The 20,729-nt window shown below is 57.7% G+C and carries 19 protein-coding genes; 13 read left to right on the forward strand and 6 right to left on the reverse strand.

What is annotated here, in order from left to right; translation table 11 throughout:
- Nucleotides 1-96 precede the first annotated feature (96 nt).
- Nucleotides 97-1,377, reverse strand: a complete 1,281-nt coding sequence (eno, locus tag GKA01_RS09240) for a phosphopyruvate hydratase (RefSeq protein ID WP_146861889.1) — start codon at nt 1,375-1,377, stop codon at nt 97-99.
- 117 nt (nt 1,378-1,494) lie between these two features.
- On the opposite strand from eno, the gene GKA01_RS09245 reads away from it, so the two are divergent.
- Nucleotides 1,495-1,971, forward strand: a complete 477-nt coding sequence (locus GKA01_RS09245) for a DUF3429 domain-containing protein (RefSeq protein ID WP_228119993.1) — start codon at nt 1,495-1,497, stop codon at nt 1,969-1,971.
- On the opposite strand, the gene kdsA is transcribed toward GKA01_RS09245, so the two are convergent.
- From kdsA to secG, 3 genes are all read right to left on the reverse strand, one after another.
- A complete protein-coding gene (kdsA, locus tag GKA01_RS09250; RefSeq protein ID WP_146861895.1) occupies nt 1,968-2,792 on the reverse strand; it encodes a 3-deoxy-8-phosphooctulonate synthase in 825 nt (274 codons plus the stop codon). The genes GKA01_RS09245 and kdsA overlap by 4 nt on opposite strands.
- Nucleotides 2,789-4,420, reverse strand: a complete 1,632-nt coding sequence (locus tag GKA01_RS09255; protein ID WP_146861898.1) for a CTP synthase — start codon at nt 4,418-4,420, stop codon at nt 2,789-2,791. The genes kdsA and GKA01_RS09255 overlap by 4 nt, the downstream gene beginning before the upstream one ends.
- 102 nt (nt 4,421-4,522) lie before the next feature.
- Nucleotides 4,523-4,870 (reverse strand): preprotein translocase subunit SecG, encoded by a 348-nt coding sequence (gene secG / locus GKA01_RS09260; protein ID WP_146861901.1) that lies wholly within the window; start codon nt 4,868-4,870, stop codon nt 4,523-4,525.
- 247 nt (nt 4,871-5,117) lie between these two features.
- On the opposite strand from secG, the gene GKA01_RS09265 reads away from it, so the two are divergent.
- The 12 genes from GKA01_RS09265 (at nt 5,118) to GKA01_RS09320 (ending at nt 18,336) form a co-directional block, all read left to right on the forward strand.
- Complete coding sequence (locus GKA01_RS09265; protein ID WP_228119994.1) at nt 5,118-7,196, forward strand: peptidylprolyl isomerase; 2,079 nt, start codon at nt 5,118-5,120, stop codon at nt 7,194-7,196.
- Nucleotides 7,196-8,608 (forward strand): anthranilate synthase component I, encoded by a 1,413-nt coding sequence (gene trpE, locus GKA01_RS09270; RefSeq protein WP_146861904.1) that lies wholly within the window; start codon nt 7,196-7,198, stop codon nt 8,606-8,608. The genes GKA01_RS09265 and trpE overlap by 1 nt, the downstream gene beginning before the upstream one ends.
- An 80-nt stretch (nt 8,609-8,688) precedes the next feature.
- Nucleotides 8,689-9,285, forward strand: coding sequence for an anthranilate synthase component II (locus GKA01_RS09275; protein WP_146862011.1), 597 nt, complete (start codon nt 8,689-8,691; stop codon nt 9,283-9,285).
- Nucleotides 9,282-10,385, forward strand: coding sequence for an anthranilate phosphoribosyltransferase (gene trpD / locus GKA01_RS09280; RefSeq protein WP_146861907.1), 1,104 nt, complete (start codon nt 9,282-9,284; stop codon nt 10,383-10,385). The genes GKA01_RS09275 and trpD overlap by 4 nt, the downstream gene beginning before the upstream one ends.
- Nucleotides 10,382-11,308 carry an indole-3-glycerol phosphate synthase TrpC gene (gene trpC, locus GKA01_RS09285; RefSeq protein WP_146861910.1) on the forward strand — a complete coding sequence of 309 codons (927 nt, stop codon included), beginning with the start codon at nt 10,382-10,384 and terminating at the stop codon, nt 11,306-11,308. The genes trpD and trpC overlap by 4 nt, the downstream gene beginning before the upstream one ends.
- A gap of 152 nt (nt 11,309-11,460) precedes the next feature.
- Nucleotides 11,461-12,465, forward strand: coding sequence for a pyruvate dehydrogenase (acetyl-transferring) E1 component subunit alpha (gene pdhA / locus GKA01_RS09290; RefSeq protein ID WP_141352252.1), 1,005 nt, complete (start codon nt 11,461-11,463; stop codon nt 12,463-12,465).
- A gap of 3 nt (nt 12,466-12,468) precedes the next feature.
- The gene (locus GKA01_RS09295; protein ID WP_146861913.1) at nt 12,469-13,836 is read left to right on the forward strand and encodes a pyruvate dehydrogenase complex E1 component subunit beta; all 1,368 of its coding nucleotides are present in this window, start codon (nt 12,469-12,471) and stop codon (nt 13,834-13,836) included.
- A 5-nt stretch (nt 13,837-13,841) separates the two neighbouring features.
- Nucleotides 13,842-15,071, forward strand: coding sequence for a pyruvate dehydrogenase complex dihydrolipoamide acetyltransferase (locus GKA01_RS09300; RefSeq protein ID WP_146861916.1), 1,230 nt, complete (start codon nt 13,842-13,844; stop codon nt 15,069-15,071).
- Nucleotides 15,072-15,074: 3 nt separating this feature from the next.
- Entirely contained in the window at nt 15,075-16,481 is a 1,407-nt protein-coding gene (lpdA, locus tag GKA01_RS09305) for a dihydrolipoyl dehydrogenase (protein ID WP_146861919.1), read from the forward strand.
- A 5-nt stretch (nt 16,482-16,486) separates the two neighbouring features.
- A complete protein-coding gene (lipA, locus tag GKA01_RS09310; protein ID WP_146861922.1) occupies nt 16,487-17,455 on the forward strand; it encodes a lipoyl synthase in 969 nt (322 codons plus the stop codon).
- Nucleotides 17,455-17,937 carry a type II toxin-antitoxin system RatA family toxin gene (locus GKA01_RS09315; RefSeq protein WP_146861925.1) on the forward strand — a complete coding sequence of 161 codons (483 nt, stop codon included), beginning with the start codon at nt 17,455-17,457 and terminating at the stop codon, nt 17,935-17,937. Before lipA ends, GKA01_RS09315 begins: the two co-directional genes overlap by 1 nt.
- An 84-nt stretch (nt 17,938-18,021) precedes the next feature.
- The gene (locus GKA01_RS09320; protein WP_146861928.1) at nt 18,022-18,336 is read left to right on the forward strand and encodes a hypothetical protein; all 315 of its coding nucleotides are present in this window, start codon (nt 18,022-18,024) and stop codon (nt 18,334-18,336) included.
- Between the two features lie 51 nt (nt 18,337-18,387).
- Here the strand turns inward: GKA01_RS09320 and GKA01_RS09325 are convergent, their stop codons facing one another.
- A complete protein-coding gene (locus tag GKA01_RS09325; RefSeq protein WP_146861931.1) occupies nt 18,388-18,873 on the reverse strand; it encodes a CinA family protein in 486 nt (161 codons plus the stop codon).
- Complete coding sequence (locus GKA01_RS09330) at nt 18,863-20,713, reverse strand: lytic transglycosylase domain-containing protein (RefSeq protein WP_228119995.1); 1,851 nt, start codon at nt 20,711-20,713, stop codon at nt 18,863-18,865. Before GKA01_RS09330 ends, GKA01_RS09325 begins: the two co-directional genes overlap by 11 nt.
- Nucleotides 20,714-20,729 lie beyond the last annotated feature (16 nt).

Raw genomic sequence — 20,729 nt, forward strand, 5'->3', positions numbered from 1 at the left:
GTCAATCATGATCGGACAATGAAAGATAGGGGTCTCTCTCATTGTCCGTCTGAGGAAAACAGCGTCGGGGATGAAGAAAACCGTTCCCCTTAAGAATTAGACATTCTTAAGAATGGTACGACCGGCATAACGGGCCGCGCTTCCAAGCTGTTGCTCGATCCGGATAAGCTGGTTGTACTTGGCTGTACGATCCGAGCGGGAGAGGGATCCAGTCTTGATCTGCCCGCAGTTTGTCGCAACAGCAAGGTCAGCAATGACCGCATCTTCGGTCTCACCAGAGCGATGGCTCATGACACAGGCATAGCCAGCCTTGTGAGCCGTTTCGACAGCCTCAAGCGTCTCGGTCAGCGTACCAATCTGGTTCACCTTCACGAGCAGCGCATTGCCGGTTCCAGCCTTGATACCACGGCGCAGACGCTCGGGGTTGGTCACGAACAGATCGTCACCGACGAGCTGAAGCTTCTTGCCCAGACGGGTGGTGAGTTCTGCCCAACCCTCCCAGTCATCTTCAGCCAGACCATCCTCGATGGAGACGATCGGGTAGCGGTTGGCCAAGTCCTCAAGATAGGAGATCATGCCTGAAGCATCGAACTCCTTACCTTCACCTTTCAGGTTGTACCGGCCGTCCGCATAGAATTCGGTCGCCGCGCAATCAAGCGCGAAGGTCACGTCCTCGCCAAGCTTGTAGCCCGCGGCCTCAACAGATTTAGCAATAAAACCAAGAGCTTCGTCAGCAGACTTCAGGTTCGGTGCAAAGCCACCTTCATCGCCGACATTGGTATTGTGACCTGCTTCGGACAGACCCTTCTTCAGACGGGCGAAAATTTCAGATCCCATGCGAATTGCATCAGCCACAGTCGGAGCACCGACAGGCTGGATCATGAATTCCTGAATATCGATCGGATTATCAGCGTGTTCACCACCATTGACGATATTCATCATCGGGACGGGCAGCAGGTGAGCGTAAGCTCCTCCGACATACCGATACAGCGGCAGTTCCAGTTCCTCAGCGGTAGCTTTGGCCACGGCAAGTGAAACACCAAGGATGGCGTTTGCCCCAAGGCGCGATTTGTTTGGTGTCCCGTCCAGATCAATCATCGCATTGTCGATGGCGATCTGATCTTCCGATTCCGCACCCTGAAGAACTTCAAGGATGTCGTTCTCGACATGGCTACAGGCCTTCAGAACACCCTTTCCGCCATAGCGAGACTTATCGCCATCGCGAAGCTCCACGGCTTCATGTGCGCCCGTGGAGGCACCAGAGGGGACGGCGGCGCGGCCGCGGGCGCCGGAGGACAGCTCGACCTCAACCTCGACAGTGGGGTTGCCGCGGCTGTCCAGGATTTCGCGGGAGGTGATATCAACGATGGCGCTCAATGGAAGCTCTCCTGGAGATACGTGAATCGATAGACGTGAACCGGGGGTGGCTCGTGACCGTTCAGGATGAAACAGCTATTTCAAGTCTCAAAATCACGCCCTGAGGTCAACGACGACATGCGCCTTCCTTTTCCCATTTTCGTGCTCGGCATTGCCGGATTGCTTCCATTCATGACGCTGGGAGGGTGGATCTTTCTGGCTGGACTGTTCACGCCGCTTCCCCACCTGAAAGTTATTCTTCTGGCATATGGCGCCTGCATTCTGTCGTTTTTGGGCGCCATACACTGGGGACTGGCCATGGAGCGGCCAGATATCATTACAGTCGGCGGCACATCCCAGCGAGATCGTCAGCGTCTTATACTGGGTGCCTGTCCTGCGCTCTGGGCATGGCTTGCACTTTGCGTGGGCATACTGGGCCACGTTCGTGCGGGCTTTGGGCTGGAAATCCTGGGATTTGTAGGGACATTTCTTGTAGAGCGGGAAGCCTGGAAGCAAGGGGCTCTGCCTCCAGGCTATCTTCCACTACGCACGGTTCTCACCGTGATTGCCGTTCTGAGCCTCTTTCTCGCAGCGTTGGCTCCCGCCGACGGTTAAGCCGAAAAGGATTTTGCCAAAGAATCGAAGGCTTTCAGGCGCATCAAAAGACTGCGCATCTCAGTTAACGGCACCATTGTTGGGCCATCACTGGGAGCATGATCCGGGTCCTGATGCGTCTCGATAAAAACTGCAGCCACACCAATCGAAAGTGCCGCACGCGCCAGCGGTTCTACGAATTCGCGCTGACCGCCTGTCGAGGCCCCAAGCCCTCCCGGCTGCTGTACGGAATGGGTAGCATCGAACACGACGGGATAGCCCGTCTGCGCCATGATCGGCAGGCCACGCATGTCGCTCACAAGTGTATTGTAACCGAAGCTTGTCCCGCGATCACAAAGCATGATGCGCTCATTGCCGGTCGAAGCAAGCTTTGCTGCGACGTTCGCCATATCCCACGGAGCCAGAAACTGCCCCTTCTTGACGTTGATGGCCCGCCCCGTGGCCCCAGCTGCCAGAAGAAGATCCGTCTGACGGCACAGAAAAGCCGGGATCTGAAGGACATCGACGGCCTGTGCCGCAGGGGCGCACTGTTCAGCAGCATGGACATCGGTCAGAACCGGAACGCCAAACCGCTCACGAATACCCGCCAGGATATCCAGTCCGGCGTCCATGCCCACGCCGCGGGCCGCACTGACAGAGCTGCGATTCGCCTTATCATAGCTGCTTTTGAAAATCAGTCCGATGCCGAGATCCCGGCAGATGCCGGAGATGGCGTCGGCCATTTCAACGGCATGATCCCGGGATTCGATCTGGCAGGGGCCAGCAATCAGCGTAAACGGCTGATCCTGGCCGACCGTGAGGTCTCCGATAAGGAAGCTCACTTGCGATGAGCCTCCTTGACGGCGGCGGCAATAAAGCCGGCGAACAGAGGGTGCGGATCAAAAGGCTTGGAGAGCAGTTCCGGGTGATACTGCACGGCCACGAACCACGCATGATCAGGATACTCGACCACTTCTGGCAGAACACCGTCAGGCGACAGACCTGAAAAGCGCAGTCCAGTCTTTTCAAGGCGGTCCTTGTAATGGGCGTTGACTTCCCAGCGATGACGGTGACGCTCGCGAATTTCCGTGCGGCCATAGATTTCTGCCACGCGCGAGCCCGGAACCAGCTTGGCCGGATAGGCGCCCAAACGCATCGTGCCACCTAGATCGCCACCCTCGCGACGGCGGAGCAGCTCACTCCCGCGCGCCCATTCGGTCATCAGACCAACCAGCGGTTCGTCGGTGGGGCCGAATTCGGTGGAAGACGCCTTGGGCAGGCCGGCGAGCGATCGAGCGCACTCGATCACGGCCATCTGCATTCCGAAACAGATGCCGAGGAAGGGAATGTTGTTCTCACGGGCATAGCGGACAGCCTGAATTTTGCCTTCCGCACCACGCTCGCCGAATCCACCTGGAACAAGAATGGCATCAGCATCCTTCAGGCGGTCAGCGATATTGCCGTTCTTCTCGAATTCTTCCGATTCGATCCAGTCCAGCTTCACCTTCACATGATTGGCAATTCCGCCATGCAGCAAAGCTTCGGCAAGGGATTTGTAGCTGTCGAGCAGGGCTGTGTACTTACCGACAATGGCCACCCGCACTTCGCCTTCCGGCTCACGAATGGCATGGACAATCTTCTCCCAGCGCGAGAGATCCGGCTTGCTGTCGTAAGGCAGATCAAAATAACGCAGGACTTCCTGATCCATGCCTTCCCTGTGATAGGAAATGGGGCAGGCATAGATCGTATCCACGTCCAATGCTGCAATGACCGCCTCTGGACGCACATTGCAGAAATTGGCGATCTTGCGCCGCTCATTGTCGGGAATCGGCCGATCGGAGCGACATAGCAGCATCTGCGGCTGAATGCCTACATTCTGCAATTCCTTAACGGAATGCTGCGTGGGCTTGGTCTTCAGCTCACCAGCTGCCGGGATGTAGGGCAGGAGCGTCAGATGAACACACATCGTCTGCGAGTGACCGAGGTCATTGCGGAGCTGACGGATGGCCTCAAGAAACGGAAGGCTCTCGATGTCGCCAACCGTGCCGCCGATTTCGACCAGAACGAAATCGTAGTCGTCCGTACCACTGACCACGACGTCCTTGATGGCGTCGGTAATGTGAGGAATGACCTGAACGGTCCCACCCAGATAATCGCCACGGCGCTCGCGGGCGATGACGTCCGAGTAAATGCGGCCCGTCGTCGTATTGTCCGCCCGTGACGCATGCACGCCCGTGAAGCGTTCATAATGACCGAGATCAAGGTCGGTTTCCGCCCCGTCATCGGTGATAAACACTTCGCCGTGCTGATACGGGCTCATCGTGCCCGGATCCACATTGAGATAGGGGTCCAGTTTGCGCATGCGGACTTTGTATCCGCGTGCCTGTAGGAGAGCAGCGAGGGCTGCCGAAGCAATGCCCTTGCCGAGAGAAGATACCACACCGCCGGTGATGAATACGAAACGCGTCATGGGCGGTCTTCATACACTGCCAGCATAGGGCAGGGGAAGCGGAGAGACGCGTCTGTTGAAAAAGATCCCTGTCAAAATTTTGACAGGGGTCTTTTAACCCGATCAGTGAGTCGGTGCGGAAGCCGGAGAAGCCGGCGCCGGAACAGCCGGAGGCGCAGCGGGAGCAGACTGCGAAGCAGCAGGGGGTTCAGCCAGAATGTCATGCGAACCAACGCCGGAGGATGCGCCACGGTTCAGAACCGCAAGAACGAGACACAGGAGCATGAAAATCCCCGCAAGCACGGAGGTAGCCCGCGTCAGCAAGGTAGCGGTTCCTCGGCCGCTCATGAAGGAACCCATACCCTGGCCACTGCCGATACCAAGGCCACCGCCTTCGCTGCGCTGGATCAGGATCACTCCGATCAGCGCCAGTGTGACCAGCAGGTTGAGAGCAAGCAGAAAAGTGGTCATGAACGATAGGGTCCGGACATTGGTTGGGACAACAGGCGAAAAGAGACTGCTTCGGCGCTGATCTTGAAGCTTCCCGCTTCAAGGCCGGGACGACCGCTCAGACCTTCTCCCAGAAACCCGATGAGAAAATGATCAGCTCAAGAGCCAGTGTGACGAAGCCGCCATACAGGATCGAGGAAGAAATGTCATCCACCTTGAGTCGAGAGTGTAGGTTCCTGCAACGGATCTGGTGGTCTGCATGATATGGTTGAACCGTCCATCTCGGCGCAGGATGCGCGGTCATGTGGGTCTGCTTCTGGTCAAGCCGTTCCCACGACATTATGGTGCGGCAAGTTTCGCGGGCCGAACATGTCCGCACCCTCCCGTCATCCGGATCTGCCCTGACCCCATGATTACTACGCTCCGCCACCTCTTCGTTGATTCCTGGGCCGGCCGCGCCGCCGCACTGCTGATCTTTCTGGCCTTCATCGGATGGGGCGTCGGAGACGTATACTCCAACATGGGAACCGCAAGTTCGAACGAAGTCGTTCGCGTCGGTGACCGCAGCATCACGCCCGACGATTTCAGCCGCGCCCTCTCGACTCAGCTTTCTGCGGTGGCCAAACAAATCGGTCTCGCCGATCCCTCCCAGCTTCCAAAAAGTGAAGTGGAGCAGGCAGCGCGACAGACTCTGCAGAACCTTGTGATCCAGAACGAGACGCAGCTCGCCGCCTCTCGATCTGGCATGACTGTTCCGGATGATTTGGTCAGACAGGAAATCTTTGCGATTCCGGCGTTTCATAATGCAGCCGGCGTCTTTGACCGGAGCGTTTTCAATGAGCGTCTTGCACGGATCGGCCTTTCCGAAGGCAAGCTTCTTCAGGCCATTCGTGAAGACATCGCATCCCGCGGCCTCCTGCAGGGTATGGGGCAGTCCGTTCAGGCCCCCGCTCCCCTGACCCAGCGAATGCTGTCCTTCGACGCAAGCCAGCGTGTTTTCGATCTGATCCAGATTCCATTTGCAGGAGGAGTCGTCACAGCAGCGCCCACCGATGAACAGCTTCACCGTTTCTATGACAATCACCCGCAGATCTTCCGGACCACTGAGTACCGTCACGCGAAAATGGTGGTCATGACGCCTGAAAGCGTTGCAAAGACGATCGAAGTCCCCGACGACGTCCTGCACCGGCTCTATGATTTCCAGGCGCGGACATACGATATGCCGGAAACGCGTACGATCCAGGTCCTGACGTTCACCGATCAGGCGAAAGCCGCGGATGCCGCGACCGCCTGGAAAGGTGGTGCCTCCTGGGATGATATCCAGAAAAAATTCCCAGAGGCAGCAGCCGTTTCCCTCCCGGGTGTGCGGCAGAGCGATATTCCCAATCCCGAGCTTGCGAAAATGGCATTTGCCGCTCCTGCGGACCGGATTTCAGGACCTGAAAAAACCGGAATGGGATGGGTGGTTTTCAATATCTCCGCCGTCACAGCACCCCACAAGACCAGTTTCGACCAGGCAAAAGCCGAATTGAAAACCCAGGTCCAGAAGCAGGAAGCTGGAGAAGCACTTCAGGCCCGTCAGAAACAGTTTCAGGACGCAGTCGCAGGCTCCTCCACGCTTGAGCAGATCCCGGGGGATCTGGGGGCAGTTCCCGCAGCCGGGACGCTCGACTCCAACGGTATGACCCAGGATGGTCTCCCTGCACCCATTCCCGGTGACGCGGCTTTGCGCCAGGCCATCATCCATCAGATCTTTACCCAGGCAAAGGGCGCGCAGCCGACCGTGATCAACGGCCCGAACGGCACGGCGTTCTCGGTACTGGTCGATGAAGTTCATCCTGGCACCCTGAAGCCATTTGACAATGTTCGTGATCAAGTCGTGCAGGAATGGACAACCGAACAGAAACGCCGTGCCGCCAATCTTCGTACAACGGCATTATTCAGTAGCGCGAAAGCGGGCAGTCTGCGGAAAGCCCTTGAGGGTCAGCCGGAAGCAGCGGCCCTGCGTCAGGATGTGACGGTTTCACGTGTTCATCCGGATCAGAGTCTCCCGCAAAATGTGTTGCAGGGCGCATTCGGCCTCAAGCCCGGCACAACCGGAATGTATGAAACACCGGATGCTTTCTGGCTGGTCAACGTCACCGCAGACAAGCCGGCAACAGCAGAAGACATGAAGACTCTCGGCAGCCAGCTCTCCGGAGAATATGTCCAGTCCATGCGTTCGGACATTCCGGTTGCCCTGAATGCCGCGATGGAAAGAGCCGTACCCCCGTCACATATCAATATGGCACTCTACAATCAGGTCGTGAACGCGGCCATGCCTCCTGCCACGAACGGAGGGCATTGATGTCTGTCGTCCACAGCGTCGAGGCTGCTGACCTCCTGACACCGGTCTCCGCCTTTCTGCGACTCTCCAATCTGTCTGATGATCCTTATCGGTTGCTTTTCGAGAGCGTGGAGGGCGGTGCTGCCCGCGGGCGATATTCCGTTATCGCCCTTCTTCCCGATCTGGTCTGGAAGTGCCGGGACGGCCAGGTCACACTGGATGGAGCACCGATCAAGGGTGTACCCCTCGACACGCTAAACGCCATCGTGGACGACAGCCAGATAGAGCTTCCGCCCGATATGCCGCCTATGATCGGCGGGGTGTTCGGTGTTCTGGGCTATGACATGGTGCGCCAGATGGAGCGGCTTCCCAACCCGCCCACTAATGATCTGGGTTTGCCGGAAGGCATCATGATCCGACCGCGTCTTTTCGCTGTGTTCGATTCGGTGCGTGATGAGCTGACGCTGGCGGTTCCTGTTCGGAAGGGGACCACAGAAGCCGAGGCTCATGCTCTTCTCGCTCGTGCACGATCCGCGCTGGCAGCGCCGCTTGCAGAGGTGCGTGAAACACTACCCGCCGGCGCGACGCTGGTACCGCCCGTTTCGAACATGACGCAGCAGCAGTTTGAGGATTGCGTTCGGAAGGCGCAGGATTACATCGCAGCCGGGGATGCTTTCCAGATCGTCCCGAGTCAACGGTTCACGACACCTTTTCCACTCTCGCCCCTATCTCTTTATCGGAGCCTGCGTCGCGTCAATCCAGCGCCCTTCCTGTTTGTGATGGAGCTGGAAGATTACGCACTCGTCGGTTCTTCGCCAGAAATTCTCGTACGTCTGCGCGATGGTGAGGTCACGGTTCGGCCGTTGGCCGGTACCCGCCCGCGCGGTGTGGATAGGGAAGAGGATCTTGCACTCGAAAAGGAGCTTCTGGCTGACCGCAAGGAACTGGCCGAACACCTGATGCTGATCGATCTTGGGCGCAACGATGTCGGGCGCGTCTCAATGCTCGGAAGCGTCGACGTGCCGGAAAAATTCGTTGTCGAGCGTTACAGCCATGTGATGCATATTTCATCGACCGTAACGGGCCGTATTGCAGAGGGAAAAACAGCAATGGACGCCCTTGTGGCCGCGTTCCCGGCCGGAACGCTGACGGGTGCTCCCAAGATCAGGGCGATGGAAATCATCGACGAACTGGAACCCACGCGGCGCGGTCCCTATTCCGGCTGTGTGGGATATTTCGGTGCTGACGGGGAAATGGACACCTGCATCGGACTGCGCATGGCCGTACTCAAAGACGGAAACATGTATGTGCAGGCCGGGTGCGGCGTGGTGGCGGACAGTGATCCGAACGCCGAATTTCGCGAAACGCAGGCGAAAGCCCGCGCGCTTTTCCGTGCTGCGGAAATTGCAGTCTCGAACGCCGCGAAAGTCTGAAAGAAGACCCGTGCATCCTCGGGCACGGGTAGGTTCGCGAGATGTTTGACGAAAAAGCCCTTGAAGGTCATTCTGCCGCCATGATTCTGCTTATCGATAATTACGACAGCTTCACGTTCAACATCGTCCACCATCTGGGTGCTCTCGGCGTTGAATGTGACGTGCGCCGTAACGATGCGCTGAGCGTTGAAGACGCGCTTGCGCTGAAGCCGTCGGCAATTGTGATTTCTCCTGGCCCAGGCACGCCTGCTGAGGCAGGAATTTGTTGCGATCTGATCCGCGCCGCGACGGGAATCGTACCGGTTTTTGGTGTCTGTCTCGGACATCAGGCAATCGGACAGGTTTTCGGAGCAGAAGTCGTCCGTGCGCCGGTTCCGATGCATGGAAAGATCAGCGCCGTCCATCATGATGGATCAGGCGTTTTTTCTGGGCTGCCCGATCCCGTGGACGTGGTCCGCTATCACAGTCTGACATTGCAGCCTGACAGCATCCCCGAGACGCTTGTCGTCAATGCCCGAACCGATGACGGGATCATCATGGGCGTCCGTCATCGTGATTATCCCGTGCATGGTGTTCAGTTTCATCCAGAAAGCATTGCTTCCGTTGCCGGGCGCGAGCTCCTGGCCAATTTTCTGAATATTGCCGGCATTTCGTTTCAGGCCACAAAGGCCGCGTGACAGTGAGTGTGGACTTCACGGCCCTGCTGCACAAGGCCGCTTCGGGAAAACCCCTCGACAGCCATGAAGCAGAGAGTGCATTTCACGCCATTATGGCAGGAGATGTAGATCCGGTTCACCTCTCAGCGTTCCTGACAGCATTAAAAATGCGGGGCGAAACCCTCGCGGAACTGACTGGCGCAGTGCAGGCCGTTCGCCATCACATGACGCTTCTCCCCAACGTGCCGGCGAATGCAATTGATGTCTGCGGTACGGGCGGAGACGGCCTCAAAACTCTGAATGTTTCCACCGCTGTGGCTTTCGTTCTGGCTGGACTGGGGGTGCCGGTCGCGAAACATGGAAACCGCGCTTTGTCGTCAGCAACCGGAGCGACGGATGTTCTGGAAGTTCTGGGTATTCCCCCCACAGACGACCTGATCCTTCAGGCCCGACGACTGCGAGACAACGGTCTCGTTTTTCTTGCAGCGCCCCAGCATCATCCTGCGATGCGTCACGCAGGCCCGGTCCGCAAGGCACTGGGCTTTCGAACATTATTCAACCTTCTGGGACCGTTGTGTAATCCGGCGCAGGTCCGTCACCAGTTGATTGGTGTGTTTGAAGGTGGGTGGTGCGAACCTGTGGCCCGCGCTCTGGGCGCTCTGGGCAGCCAGTCGGTCTGGGTCGTACACGGCACCACAGACGAAGGCGGAAGTGATGAACTCACTCTTTCTGGCACTTCACAGGTTTGTGCCTGGGAAAAAGAGTCTCTTATATCTTTGAAAATCGACCCTGAGATGGCTGGACTCCCCAGCTCCCCGATTTCATCCATTCGCGGCGGAGATGCCCGCACAAATGCTGAGGCGCTACTCGCCCTGCTTGACGGGGCGCAGGGAGCCTATCGCGATACGGTCCTTCTCAACGCTGCCGCAGCGCTTCACGTGGCAGGTCGCGGCGATATCGTGAAGTCAGGAACGATTGACGTTCAGGCTTTCCATCGCAATGTAGATCTGGCGGCGGAATCTATCGACCGGGGGCTGGCTCGTGCATCCCTTGATCGGATACGCGGGACCATAGATCTCCCAATCCATTTTATTGCTTCCACAGACGCAGGACGATCATGACAGTCATGTACCATCGACCGGCGATGACATATTCGCCTGAGGGAACAGAGCAGTTTCCAGACCCTGAGGTTCCGGAAACGACGACCCCTCCGATTAAAAATCCGGAAGCCGAGACCGCCGCAGATCGCAGCGACGTTCTTGCACGGATCTGCGCCAGGACAAGGGTGGATATTGAACAGCGCTCCCAGATTATGTCTCTTAAAGACATTACGGCGAGAGCTCGCGAAGTCACGACGCCGACCCGGGGTTTCGGTCAGGCCCTTCAGCATCTGACTGCGGACCGGCAGGTTGGATTAATTGCCGAAATCAAAAAAGCGTCTCCGTCCGCTGGTATCCTGCGCCCGGACTACGAACCGGTAAGGATCGCGCAGGACTATCAGGCGGCCGGTGCCACATGTCTCTCCGTTCTGACGGAGGGGTCCTGCTTCCATGGCAACACGGAAGATATCCGTCTAGTCCGGGAAGCCTGCAGCCTGCCGATTTTACGCAAGGACTTCATTCTCGACCCCTGGCAGGTCCATGAAAGCCGACTGATCGGTGCGGACTGCATTCTTCTGATCATGGCGGTGCTGACAGAAACCCAAGCAGCCGAACTGATCGCGATTGCACGCGGACTGGATATGGACGTCCTGCTGGAAGTCCATGATGAGGCAGAGTTAAATCGTGCGCTAGCACTGGATACATTTCTGATCGGGATCAACAACCGTAATCTGCGTACGCTCAAAACCGACATCCAAACAACCATCGATCTCGCCCCTCTGGTGCCGCCAGATCGTCTGGTCGTCTCTGAGAGTGGTATCCGCACTCAGGATGACATGATGAAGGTCGGTGCTGTGGGCGCGAGCGCCGTTCTGGTGGGCGAAAGTCTGCTACGTGAGCCTGATCCTGGCGTGGCAGCGCGTCGTCTGCTCGGTTTCGTTTAGACTCAGACCGCCTCTTGAGGCGGTCTGAACTGTTTTTCACGGCACCTCCCGTAGATCGAAGCCGTCCCTCACAGGCGGGGCATGGTCTGGCATTTGACGGCTTCTGCCGCTAAAGCATGCGGGATTTTGTGCATTTTCATCAGGAGACCGTCATGGACGAGACACCGTCCGCTTCAGGCCGGAGCAACGGTCCGGCCCTTTCGCCGGAGACCATGAAGCGCGCTTACAGGGACATGCTTCTTGTTCGGCGATTTGAGGAAAAGGCAGGCCAGCTTTACGGCATGGGCCTGATCGGCGGCTTCTGCCATCTCTATATCGGGCAGGAAGCCGTTGTGGTTGGGATCGGCCTCAACATGAAGCAGGGCGACAAGTCCATCACGTCCTATCGCGATCACGGGCAGATGCTCGTAGCAGGCATGACGCCGCGCGGTGTTATGGCGGAACTGACGGGGCGGTCCGGTGGGTATTCCCGCGGCAAGGGGGGCTCCATGCACATGTTCTCCCGTGAAAAAGAGTTCTACGGCGGTCATGGCATTGTCGGGGCACAGGTGGCCCTCGGCACGGGGCTGGCGTTTGCGAACAAGTATCGCGGTACGGATGAAGTCTCGATCGTGTATTTCGGCGAAGGAGCCTCTGCACAGGGGCAGGTTTATGAGAGCTTCAATCTCGCCGCACTGCACAAGCTGCCCTGCATCTATGTGATCGAAAATAACCGCTACGGTATGGGCACATCCATCGAGCGCGCTTCGGCCTCCAAAGATCTGTCCCGCAACGGCGAGCCCTGGGGCATTGCCAGCCGCAAGGTAGATGGCATGGATATCTTCGCTGTGCATGAAGCCGCGCAGGAGGCCATAGAATATTGCCGTGCGGGCAAGGGGCCGTTCCTGCTGGAAATGGAAACCTATCGCTATCGTGGGCACTCCATGTCCGATCCGGCGAAATATCGCCAGCGCGCAGAGGTTGAAGAAATGCGTCGTACGCGCGATCCAATCGAGACCCTGAAAGCCGAGATGCTACGCAGCGGGATCGAAGAGAGCGTGTTCAAGGACATTGAGACGGACGTAAAAGCCATTGTGGCTGACGCGGCCGAATTTGCGCAGACGAGCCCTGAGCCGGATCATTCCGAACTCTGGACTGATATTCTGGTGGAGGCCTGATCCATGGCATCTCTCATTTTGATGCCGGCACTCTCGCCGACGATGACCGAAGGGACACTTGCGCGCTGGCTCAAGGCGGCAGGTGAGGCCGTTTCCGCCGGAGACGTGATTGCCGAGATCGAGACCGACAAGGCGACTATGGAAGTAGAAGCTGTAGACGAAGGCGTGATCGGCAAGACGCTGGTGACCGAAGGTACGCAGAATATCGCGGTTAACACGCCGATCGCAGTGCTTCTGGCGGAAGGCGAGGATGCTGCCGCAGCAGACACTGTAGTCCGTTCTGCCGATCCAACTGCAGGCGCTTCTGTCGCGATTGAAACATCGGCTGATCCAGGGATCGTGGAAGCACCGGAAGTCGCACAGGCCGAGAACGACCGGGACTGGGGCGAAACCAGCGAAATTACCGTCCGTCAGGCCCTGCGTGATGCGATGGCAGCCGAGCTTCGTCGCGATGAGGACGTGTTCCTGATCGGTGAGGAAGTGGCGCAGTATCAGGGGGCCTACAAGGTCAGTCAGGGACTGCTGGATGAGTTCGGCGAGAAGCGTGTGATCGACACCCCGATTACCGAACATGGCTTCACGGGCATGGCTGTCGGCGCGGCGCTAACAGGCCTGAAGCCGATCGTTGAGTTTATGACCATGAACTTCTCGCTGCAAGCAGTTGATCATATTATTAATTCTGCCGCTAAGACACTCTACATGTCCGGCGGCCAGATGGGCTGCCCCATCGTGTTTCGTGGCCCGAACGGAGCTGCGGCCCGCGTAGGAGCGCAGCATTCGCAGTGTTTTGCGAGCTGGTTTGCGCATATTCCTGGCCTGAAAGTGGTCGCACCTTGGTCGGCTGCTGATGCGAAAGGTCTGCTACGCGCCGCCATCCGGGATCCGAACCCGGTCATCGTACTGGAAAATGAGATCCTGTACGGCCAGAAATTCCCGTGCCCGGTGGATGAGGATTTTATCTTGCCAATCGGTCGTGCGAAGATCGAACGGGAAGGGACGGATGTGACGCTCGTGGCGTTCTCCATCATGGTCGGGGTGGCCCTGGAAGCCGCCGCCCTTCTGGCGGAAGAAGGTATTTCGGCCGAAGTCATCAATCTGCGCTCGATCCGTCCTCTGGATACCGAAACGATCGTGCGCAGTGTGAAGAAGACGAACCGGATCGTGTCCGTCGAAGAAGGCTGGCCAGTGGCAGGCATCGGTGCGGAAATCTGCACCGTGGCGGTCGAGCAGGCTTTTGACTGGCTCGATGCTCCGCCGGCGCGTGTCTGCGGGCTCGACCTGCCGATGCCATATGCGGCCAATCTCGAAAAACTGGCACTTCCCAAACCTGAATGGGTTGTGGATGCCGTTCGCAAGCAGCTGCGGGACTGACAACGATGGCTACCGATATTCTAATGCCGGCGCTGTCGCCGACTATGACTGAAGGCAAACTGGCCCGCTGGCTCAAAGCCGAAGGCGATACCGTCTCGGCCGGCGATGTGATTGCTGAAATCGAGACCGACAAGGCAACCATGGAAGTGGAAGCTGTAGACGAGGGCATCCTTGGCCGCATCCTAATCCAGGAAGGCGTCGAGGGTATTCCCGTCAACACGCCAATTGCCATTCTTGTGGAAGATGGCGAGGCCGTGCCTGACGCCTCGTCCGAGCAGGCCGCAGCAGCTCCGAAGGCTGAGACGGCAAGCGCGGAAACAACGCCTGCTGCTCGGGCAGCTAAAGCTCCGGCTGAGGACAAGGGCGAGCGGATTTTCGTCTCTCCGCTCGCCAGACGTATGGCGCATGAGCGAGGCATTGCCCTTGACGCTCTGACAGGAAGTGGTCCGAACGGGCGTATTCTCAAGCGCGACGTTGAGAAAGGCCCGGCTGCGCCCAAGACGGCTCCAAAAGCTGCTGCTACGCCCGTCATTACCGCATCGGAAGAGACGGTCCGTCGGGTGCCGAACTCGACGATGCGCAAGGTGATCGCGCGTCGTCTGACAGAGTCTAAGACGCAGGTTCCGCATTTCTATGTCTCGATCGATATCGAGCTGGATGCGCTGCTGGCCCTGCGCTCGAAGCTGAATGCGGCCGCGCAAGAAAACAGCTTCAAGATCTCGGTCAATGACATGATGATCAAAGCCGTGGCGCTGGCGCTGAAGAAAGTTCCAGGCGTGAACGTCCAGTTCACGGATGCCGAGACGCTGCATTTCGAGAATGTCGATATTTCAATGGCCGTCTCAATTCCGGACGGGCTGATCACACCCATCATCCGCAATGCCGATCGCAAGTCCCTGCGCGACATCAGCGTCGAAGCCAAGGATCTGGCCAAGCGCGCGCGCGCCGGAAAGCTCAAACCCGAGGAATTCCAGGGCGGGACGTTCTCCGTTTCCAATATGGGGATGTTCGGCGTGCGTGACTTCGCGGCGATCATCAATCCGCCACAGGCCGGAATTCTGGCGATTGCGTCCGGCGAAAAGCGGGCCGTCGTGCGCGGTTCGGAGATTGCTGTTGCGACCGTGATGACGGCAACGCTGTCGGTCGATCATCGTGCAGTGGATGGGGCCCTTGGGGCCGAATGGCTGAATGCGCTGCGCGATATCGTGCAGAACCCTTACTTTCTGGTGGTCTGAACCATGTCCGATACATTCGATCTGATTGTTGTTGGTGGCGGTCCTGGCGGATATGTAGCTGCTCTGCGAGCCAGCCAGCTCGGCATGAGCGTGGCGCTTGTGGAAAGCACGCATTTTGGTGGCGTCTGCCTGAACTGGGGCTGTATTCCGACCAAGGCGCTTCTGCGCTCTTCGGAAATCCATCATCTTCTGCATGAGCTGGGTACGTTCGGCCTTTCTGCAGACAATATCTCGTTCGACCTGTCCAAGATCGTGGGCCGATCACGCAGCATTGCGCGCCGGATGGGAGGCGGGATTGCCCATCTTCTAAAGAAAGCCAAGGTCACAACATTTGATGGCCGCGCCAAACTGACCGGACGTTCAGGAGAAGCCCATCAGGTCGCCATTACCAAGGATGGCGCGGCTGTAACAACTATCAAGGCACCCCATGTTATTTTGGCAACGGGCGCGCGGGGACGCCAGCTTCCGGGGCTGGAGACGGACGGGACCCTGATCTGGGGGGCACGCGAGGCCATGACGCCGCAAGAACTACCGAAGCGTCTTCTGGTCATCGGGTCGGGCGCCATCGGCATCGAATTTGCTTCGTTCTATCGCAATATGGGCAGTGAAGTCACAATCGCCGAAGTGGCGGATCGGATCCTGATCGCCGAGGATCCAGAAATCAGTGCGGCCGCCCGCAAGGCTTTCGAGAAGCAGGGGATGACGATCATCACCGGCGCGAAGGTCGGTCCACTGAACAAGAGCGAGAACGAAGTTTCCACGACAATTGAGAGTCCGAAGGGCAAGATTGATCTGACGGTGGACCGCGTCATCTGTGCTGTTGGCATTGTGGGCAATGTCGAGGATCTGGGGCTTGAAGGCACGAAGATTCAGGTGGATCGGACCCATATCGTCACGGATGGGTTCTGTCGTACAGGTGAGGCGGGGATCTACGCCATTGGCGATGTCGCCGGAGCGCCGTGGCTCGCCCATAAAGCGAGCCACGAGGCCATCTTGTGCGTTGAAAAGATCGCCGGGCGTTCGCCGCAGCCTTTGCATCCGTTGAACATTCCGGGCTGTACCTATTCGCGCCCCCAGATCGCTTCTGTTGGACTTAGTGAAGAGAAAGCCATTGCCGCCGGACACAAGGTAAAGGTCGGCCGCTTCCCGTTCATTGCCAACGGTAAAGCCGTCGCTATGGGCGAGACAGACGGTCTGGTGAAAACAGTGTTCGATGCTGCAAGCGGTGAGCTTCTGGGGGCGCATATGATTGGCGCGGAAGTCACGGAAATGATTCAGGGCTATGTGATCGCCCGTACTGGCGAACTCACAGAGGCAGAACTTATCGAAACGGTGTTCCCGCATCCGACCATCTCCGAGACCATGCATGAGGCAACTCTCGCGGCCTTCGACGGCCCGCTGCATATCTGAGCACCATGTCCCAGCGCATCACCATCGATCATCGCGCGATGCCCATTCTCCGTCATCCGGAGAAGGCTCATCGCCCTGACAATCCGATTCAGCGCAAACCGTCCTGGATTCGAGTCAAAGCGCCTAATCACCCAGTCTATCACGAGACGCGGGCGCTGATGCGCGATGCCGGTCTGGTTACGGTCTGCGAGGAAGCGGCATGCCCCAATATCGGGGAATGCTGGTCGCAGCGTCATGCCACGATGATGATCATGGGCGAGATCTGCACCCGGGCCTGTGCGTTCTGCAACGTCACGACCGGGATGCCGAAGCATCTTGATGCAGACGAGCCCCGACGTGTTGGCGAGGCCGTGGCAAAACTCGGGCTGCGGCATGTCGTCATCACATCCGTGGACCGTGACGATCTCGCAGATGGCGGTGCGGATCATTTCGCGCAGGTCATCCGTTCGATCCGACAGACATCTCCCGAGACCACGATTGAAATCCTCACCCCCGATTTCCTTCGCAAAGATGGGGCGCTGGAAGTTGTTGTGGCTGCACGGCCCGACGTGTTCAATCACAATATCGAGACTGTACCCCGACTATATCCCACCATCCGGCCAGGTGCGCGTTACTATCAATCCGTTCGACTTCTGGACGGAGTAAAGAAACTCGATCCTTCCATTTTTACCAAGTCCGGCCTGATGCTTGGCCTAGGCGAGGAGCGTATGGAAGTGGCTCAGGTGATGGATGATTTCAGGATCGCTGATGTCGATTTCCTGACACTGGGGCAATATCTCCAACCTTCCGCAAAACATGCGGCCGTTGAAAAGTTTATTACCCCCGACGAGTTTGACGGCTATGCTGCTGCTGCCCGTTCAAAAGGATTTCTTCAGGTCAGCGCCAGCCCCCTGACCCGGTCCTCCTATCATGCGGACAGCGACTTCGCGAAGCTTCAGGTCGCGCGAAGCAGCCGTCTGAAAGAAAGTCTCTGATGCCGACACATGCCGAGCAAAGGTTGATTGCCTACACACCGGATCAGCTTTTTGATCTTGTGGCGGATGTGGAAAAATATCCGCAGTTCTTGCCTTGGTGTGTCAAGGCGAGCATTCGCACGCGGACTGAACAGGAACTGGTCGCAGACCTGACGATTGGCTTCGGGCCGTTTCGTGAGACCTTCACCAGTCGCGTCACTCTGGAGCGGCCGTCCCGGATCCGGGTGCGCTACGAGAAGGGGCCTTTCCGCTATCTCAATAACGTCTGGACCTTTACCCCTGACCCTCGTGGCTGTCTGGTCGATTTCTTTGTGGACTTTGAGTTCCGTTCAAGACTTCTACAGAACGCAATGGGTGTTGTTTTCAATGAAGGCGTACGCCTGATGGTGTCAGCCTTTATAAAACGGGCGCGCGATATCTATGGGGTACAAGCGACGAAAGCTGTGCCTCCTGCCGCGCCGGGGCTGTCTCAAGGAACATAAAGTCTCGAAATATTTTCAAAACCATTCGGTGTCTGACCCGTTGCAGCGTCAGACACCGAATGGTGACAAGAAAAGGATTACGTCATGAAAAAAATTTCCTTCGGCGCTTTTGCCCTGACCGCTCTGGTTGCTGCTGCTTCCCCTGCCATCGCAGCACACCATCATCATGGTAAGCACCATGGCAAAGCCGCTCATACACAGAAGACTGACAGCGAGTCTGCGACGGATGCTCTGAATGCCCGTTCCCTTCAGCAGGCACAGACTCCGGTCGCGCCAAACGCTCCGACAGCCGCTGTTCCGCCCGTCGCCCCCACTGCGGTTCCTACCGCTCCCAGCCTTCAGGCCACTCCGCCGGCTCCCGCCGCTTCCACGATGCCCGCCCCAACACAGGGCGACTGATTTCCAGAGTCTGTAATGAAAAAAACGGCCTCGTTTTTCGAGGCCGTTTTTTCAGCTTTCCAGAACCATCAGAAGAGCTTCTCTTACAGAGAGACGCCTTACGGTCTGACGATCACCCATAAAGTGTTTCTGAACACTAATCGCCAGACCCGAGCGTGACGCGAGTGCAAAGCAAACCGTACCAACAGGTTTTGAAATTGTCCCGCCACCTGGTCCGGCAATTCCAGTCACAGACAATGCCAGATCAGCATTCAACGCGTGGGAAAGACCACCTCGTGCCATTGCCTCCGCAGTCTGCAGACTAACGGCGCCAAAAAGCCGGAGTATCGTTTCCGGTACTCCGACCGCGCTCGTTTTCAGGTCGTTGGAATAGGTGACAAAACTCCCTTCCAGTACCTCCGATGATCCTGGAAGATCACTCAGAGTGGCGCTGATCAGCCCTCCCGTGCAGCTCTCGACAGTGACCAGTCTGCGGCCTGACTGGCGCAAAGTTTCGAGCACCTTTTGGGCAAGGACAGGCAGATCGTTATCCGGCATGCATGTTTCTCACGCGATAGACCATCATTCCCGCTTCAATGTTTTCAATATAAAGGCGCGTTTCGCGATAAGGAAGGCGCTCGATCCAGTCCAGAAGACCATCTTCCGACAGGGGCTCGGGCGGGGGATTAGCCTTTAACCACTGGTCAACCCGATGTGGACCGGCGTTGTAGGCCGCAAGAGCATACGGAATGACGTTTCCAAAGCGCCCCAGAAGCTGCGAGACATACGCATTACCAACTTTGAGATTTGTCTGGGGATCAGTCAGGGCAGCAGCCGAGACATTCAGAGATCCGAAATGAGCCTTGCGAACGATGTCTTTTGCAGCCGCAGGAAGAATCTGAAGCAGTCCGATGGCATGGGCACCACTGATCGCATCAGAATCGAAGCCACTTTCCTGCCTGATGATGGCTGGAAGCAGACCATCGGGAATGGTTGAGGCATCAGGATAGGGATCGGGATAACCCTCGGGATAAAGAGGAATGCCTTTCCGCGCGAGCGCATAAGATGCAAAGACTTCGGGAGCACTTACGCCAAGCCGGGAAGCCGCTACGGCCACGGCTTTCTGTCCCTCCGGCGAAGGATTGACTACTTCAAGCATCATCAGGAAATCCCGTGCGTGATCGGGATCCCCCGCCTGTACCAGATCCGTTGCAGCTTCAAGCAGATCCGGACGGCTGATTGCGCCTATAGCTGGGGAGGGAAGGGATTGCAGTGATTGCGCAAGAGCCTGGTCAAAAGCTGCCGAACTGCGTCCGGAAACGAGGATCGCGTTCTCTCCTGTCAGGCTTGCAAGCGCGAGTTGACCGGCGAAGGTCGTCGGGAATGCAGTGGCCTTGTGAAAAGCGGCTTCCGCTTCATCGCGTTTTCCGGAGGCCTGAAGGGCACGACCCGCCCAGTAATAGCCTCGTGCCTGCATCTGGAGGGACGTTGCGCTCTGAAGCAGAGTGAAGAACTCAGCCGCGCGCTCGGGGGCCTGAAGCTCTCTCAAGGCGATAATACCACTCAGAAGCGCTGCTTCCTGACGATCCGTCGTGTCGGAGGGAAGCGTTGTGTCATCGGCAAGCTCAAACGCTTCTTCGGGACGGCCGGCCAAAAGAAAGGCGCGCGCGAGGCTGATGCGTTCAGAGGACCATTCATGCGATGGCACAGCCTTCTGCAGGGCCGTACCCTGTGCACGCCACAATGCAAGGGCTTCGTCCAGCCTATCCCCCCGGCGCAGAGCACGGATGCGATATCGGATCAGAACGGGATCTGCCTGTAACGTAGCTGGCAGAGAAGCAAAGACAGCATCAGCGTCCGGGGAGGCCAGACGTTCGGCGAGACGGGCGCGGGCAAGAGGTTGCTGATCGGGAAGGAGGCGTTCAATCTGACGGGAGGCGGCAGAAAACTGTCCCCGAAGTTCCAACGCTTCATACCGGCTCCATTGATCAGCAGCCGTAAAACTCTGCCCGAACTTCTGAAGCAGCATAGTCTCATCAGCAGTTTTCAGTACGTTTCCAGACAGCCAGATCCGCTTTGCGGTTGATGCCGGATCCGGAAGGTGATCCGCACAGGCTGTAAATGCTGAAAGAAGTGTCAGCGGATAGAGCGGACATAGCGCATTCAGTGTTTGTGAATCCGACAGTTTGGAAAGCGCATTCTGATATCGCCAGAGAATACGGACTCTCTGTGGCCATTGCGGTGCCTGCGCCAGAAAACTGGCATATCGTTCGGCAGGCAGGGTATCGCCGCCGGGCCCGACGAGCACAAGCCATTCCGAGAGGCGCTCCCGCATGGGTGGCACAGATGGGACCGTGACAGGTTCCGCCAATGCGGACGAGACTGTGAAAACAGTCATGAAGACTGCGACAAGC

The organism is Gluconobacter kanchanaburiensis NBRC 103587 (assembly GCF_007988905.1).
GTDB classification, from domain to species: Bacteria; Pseudomonadota; Alphaproteobacteria; order Acetobacterales; family Acetobacteraceae; genus Gluconobacter; species Gluconobacter kanchanaburiensis.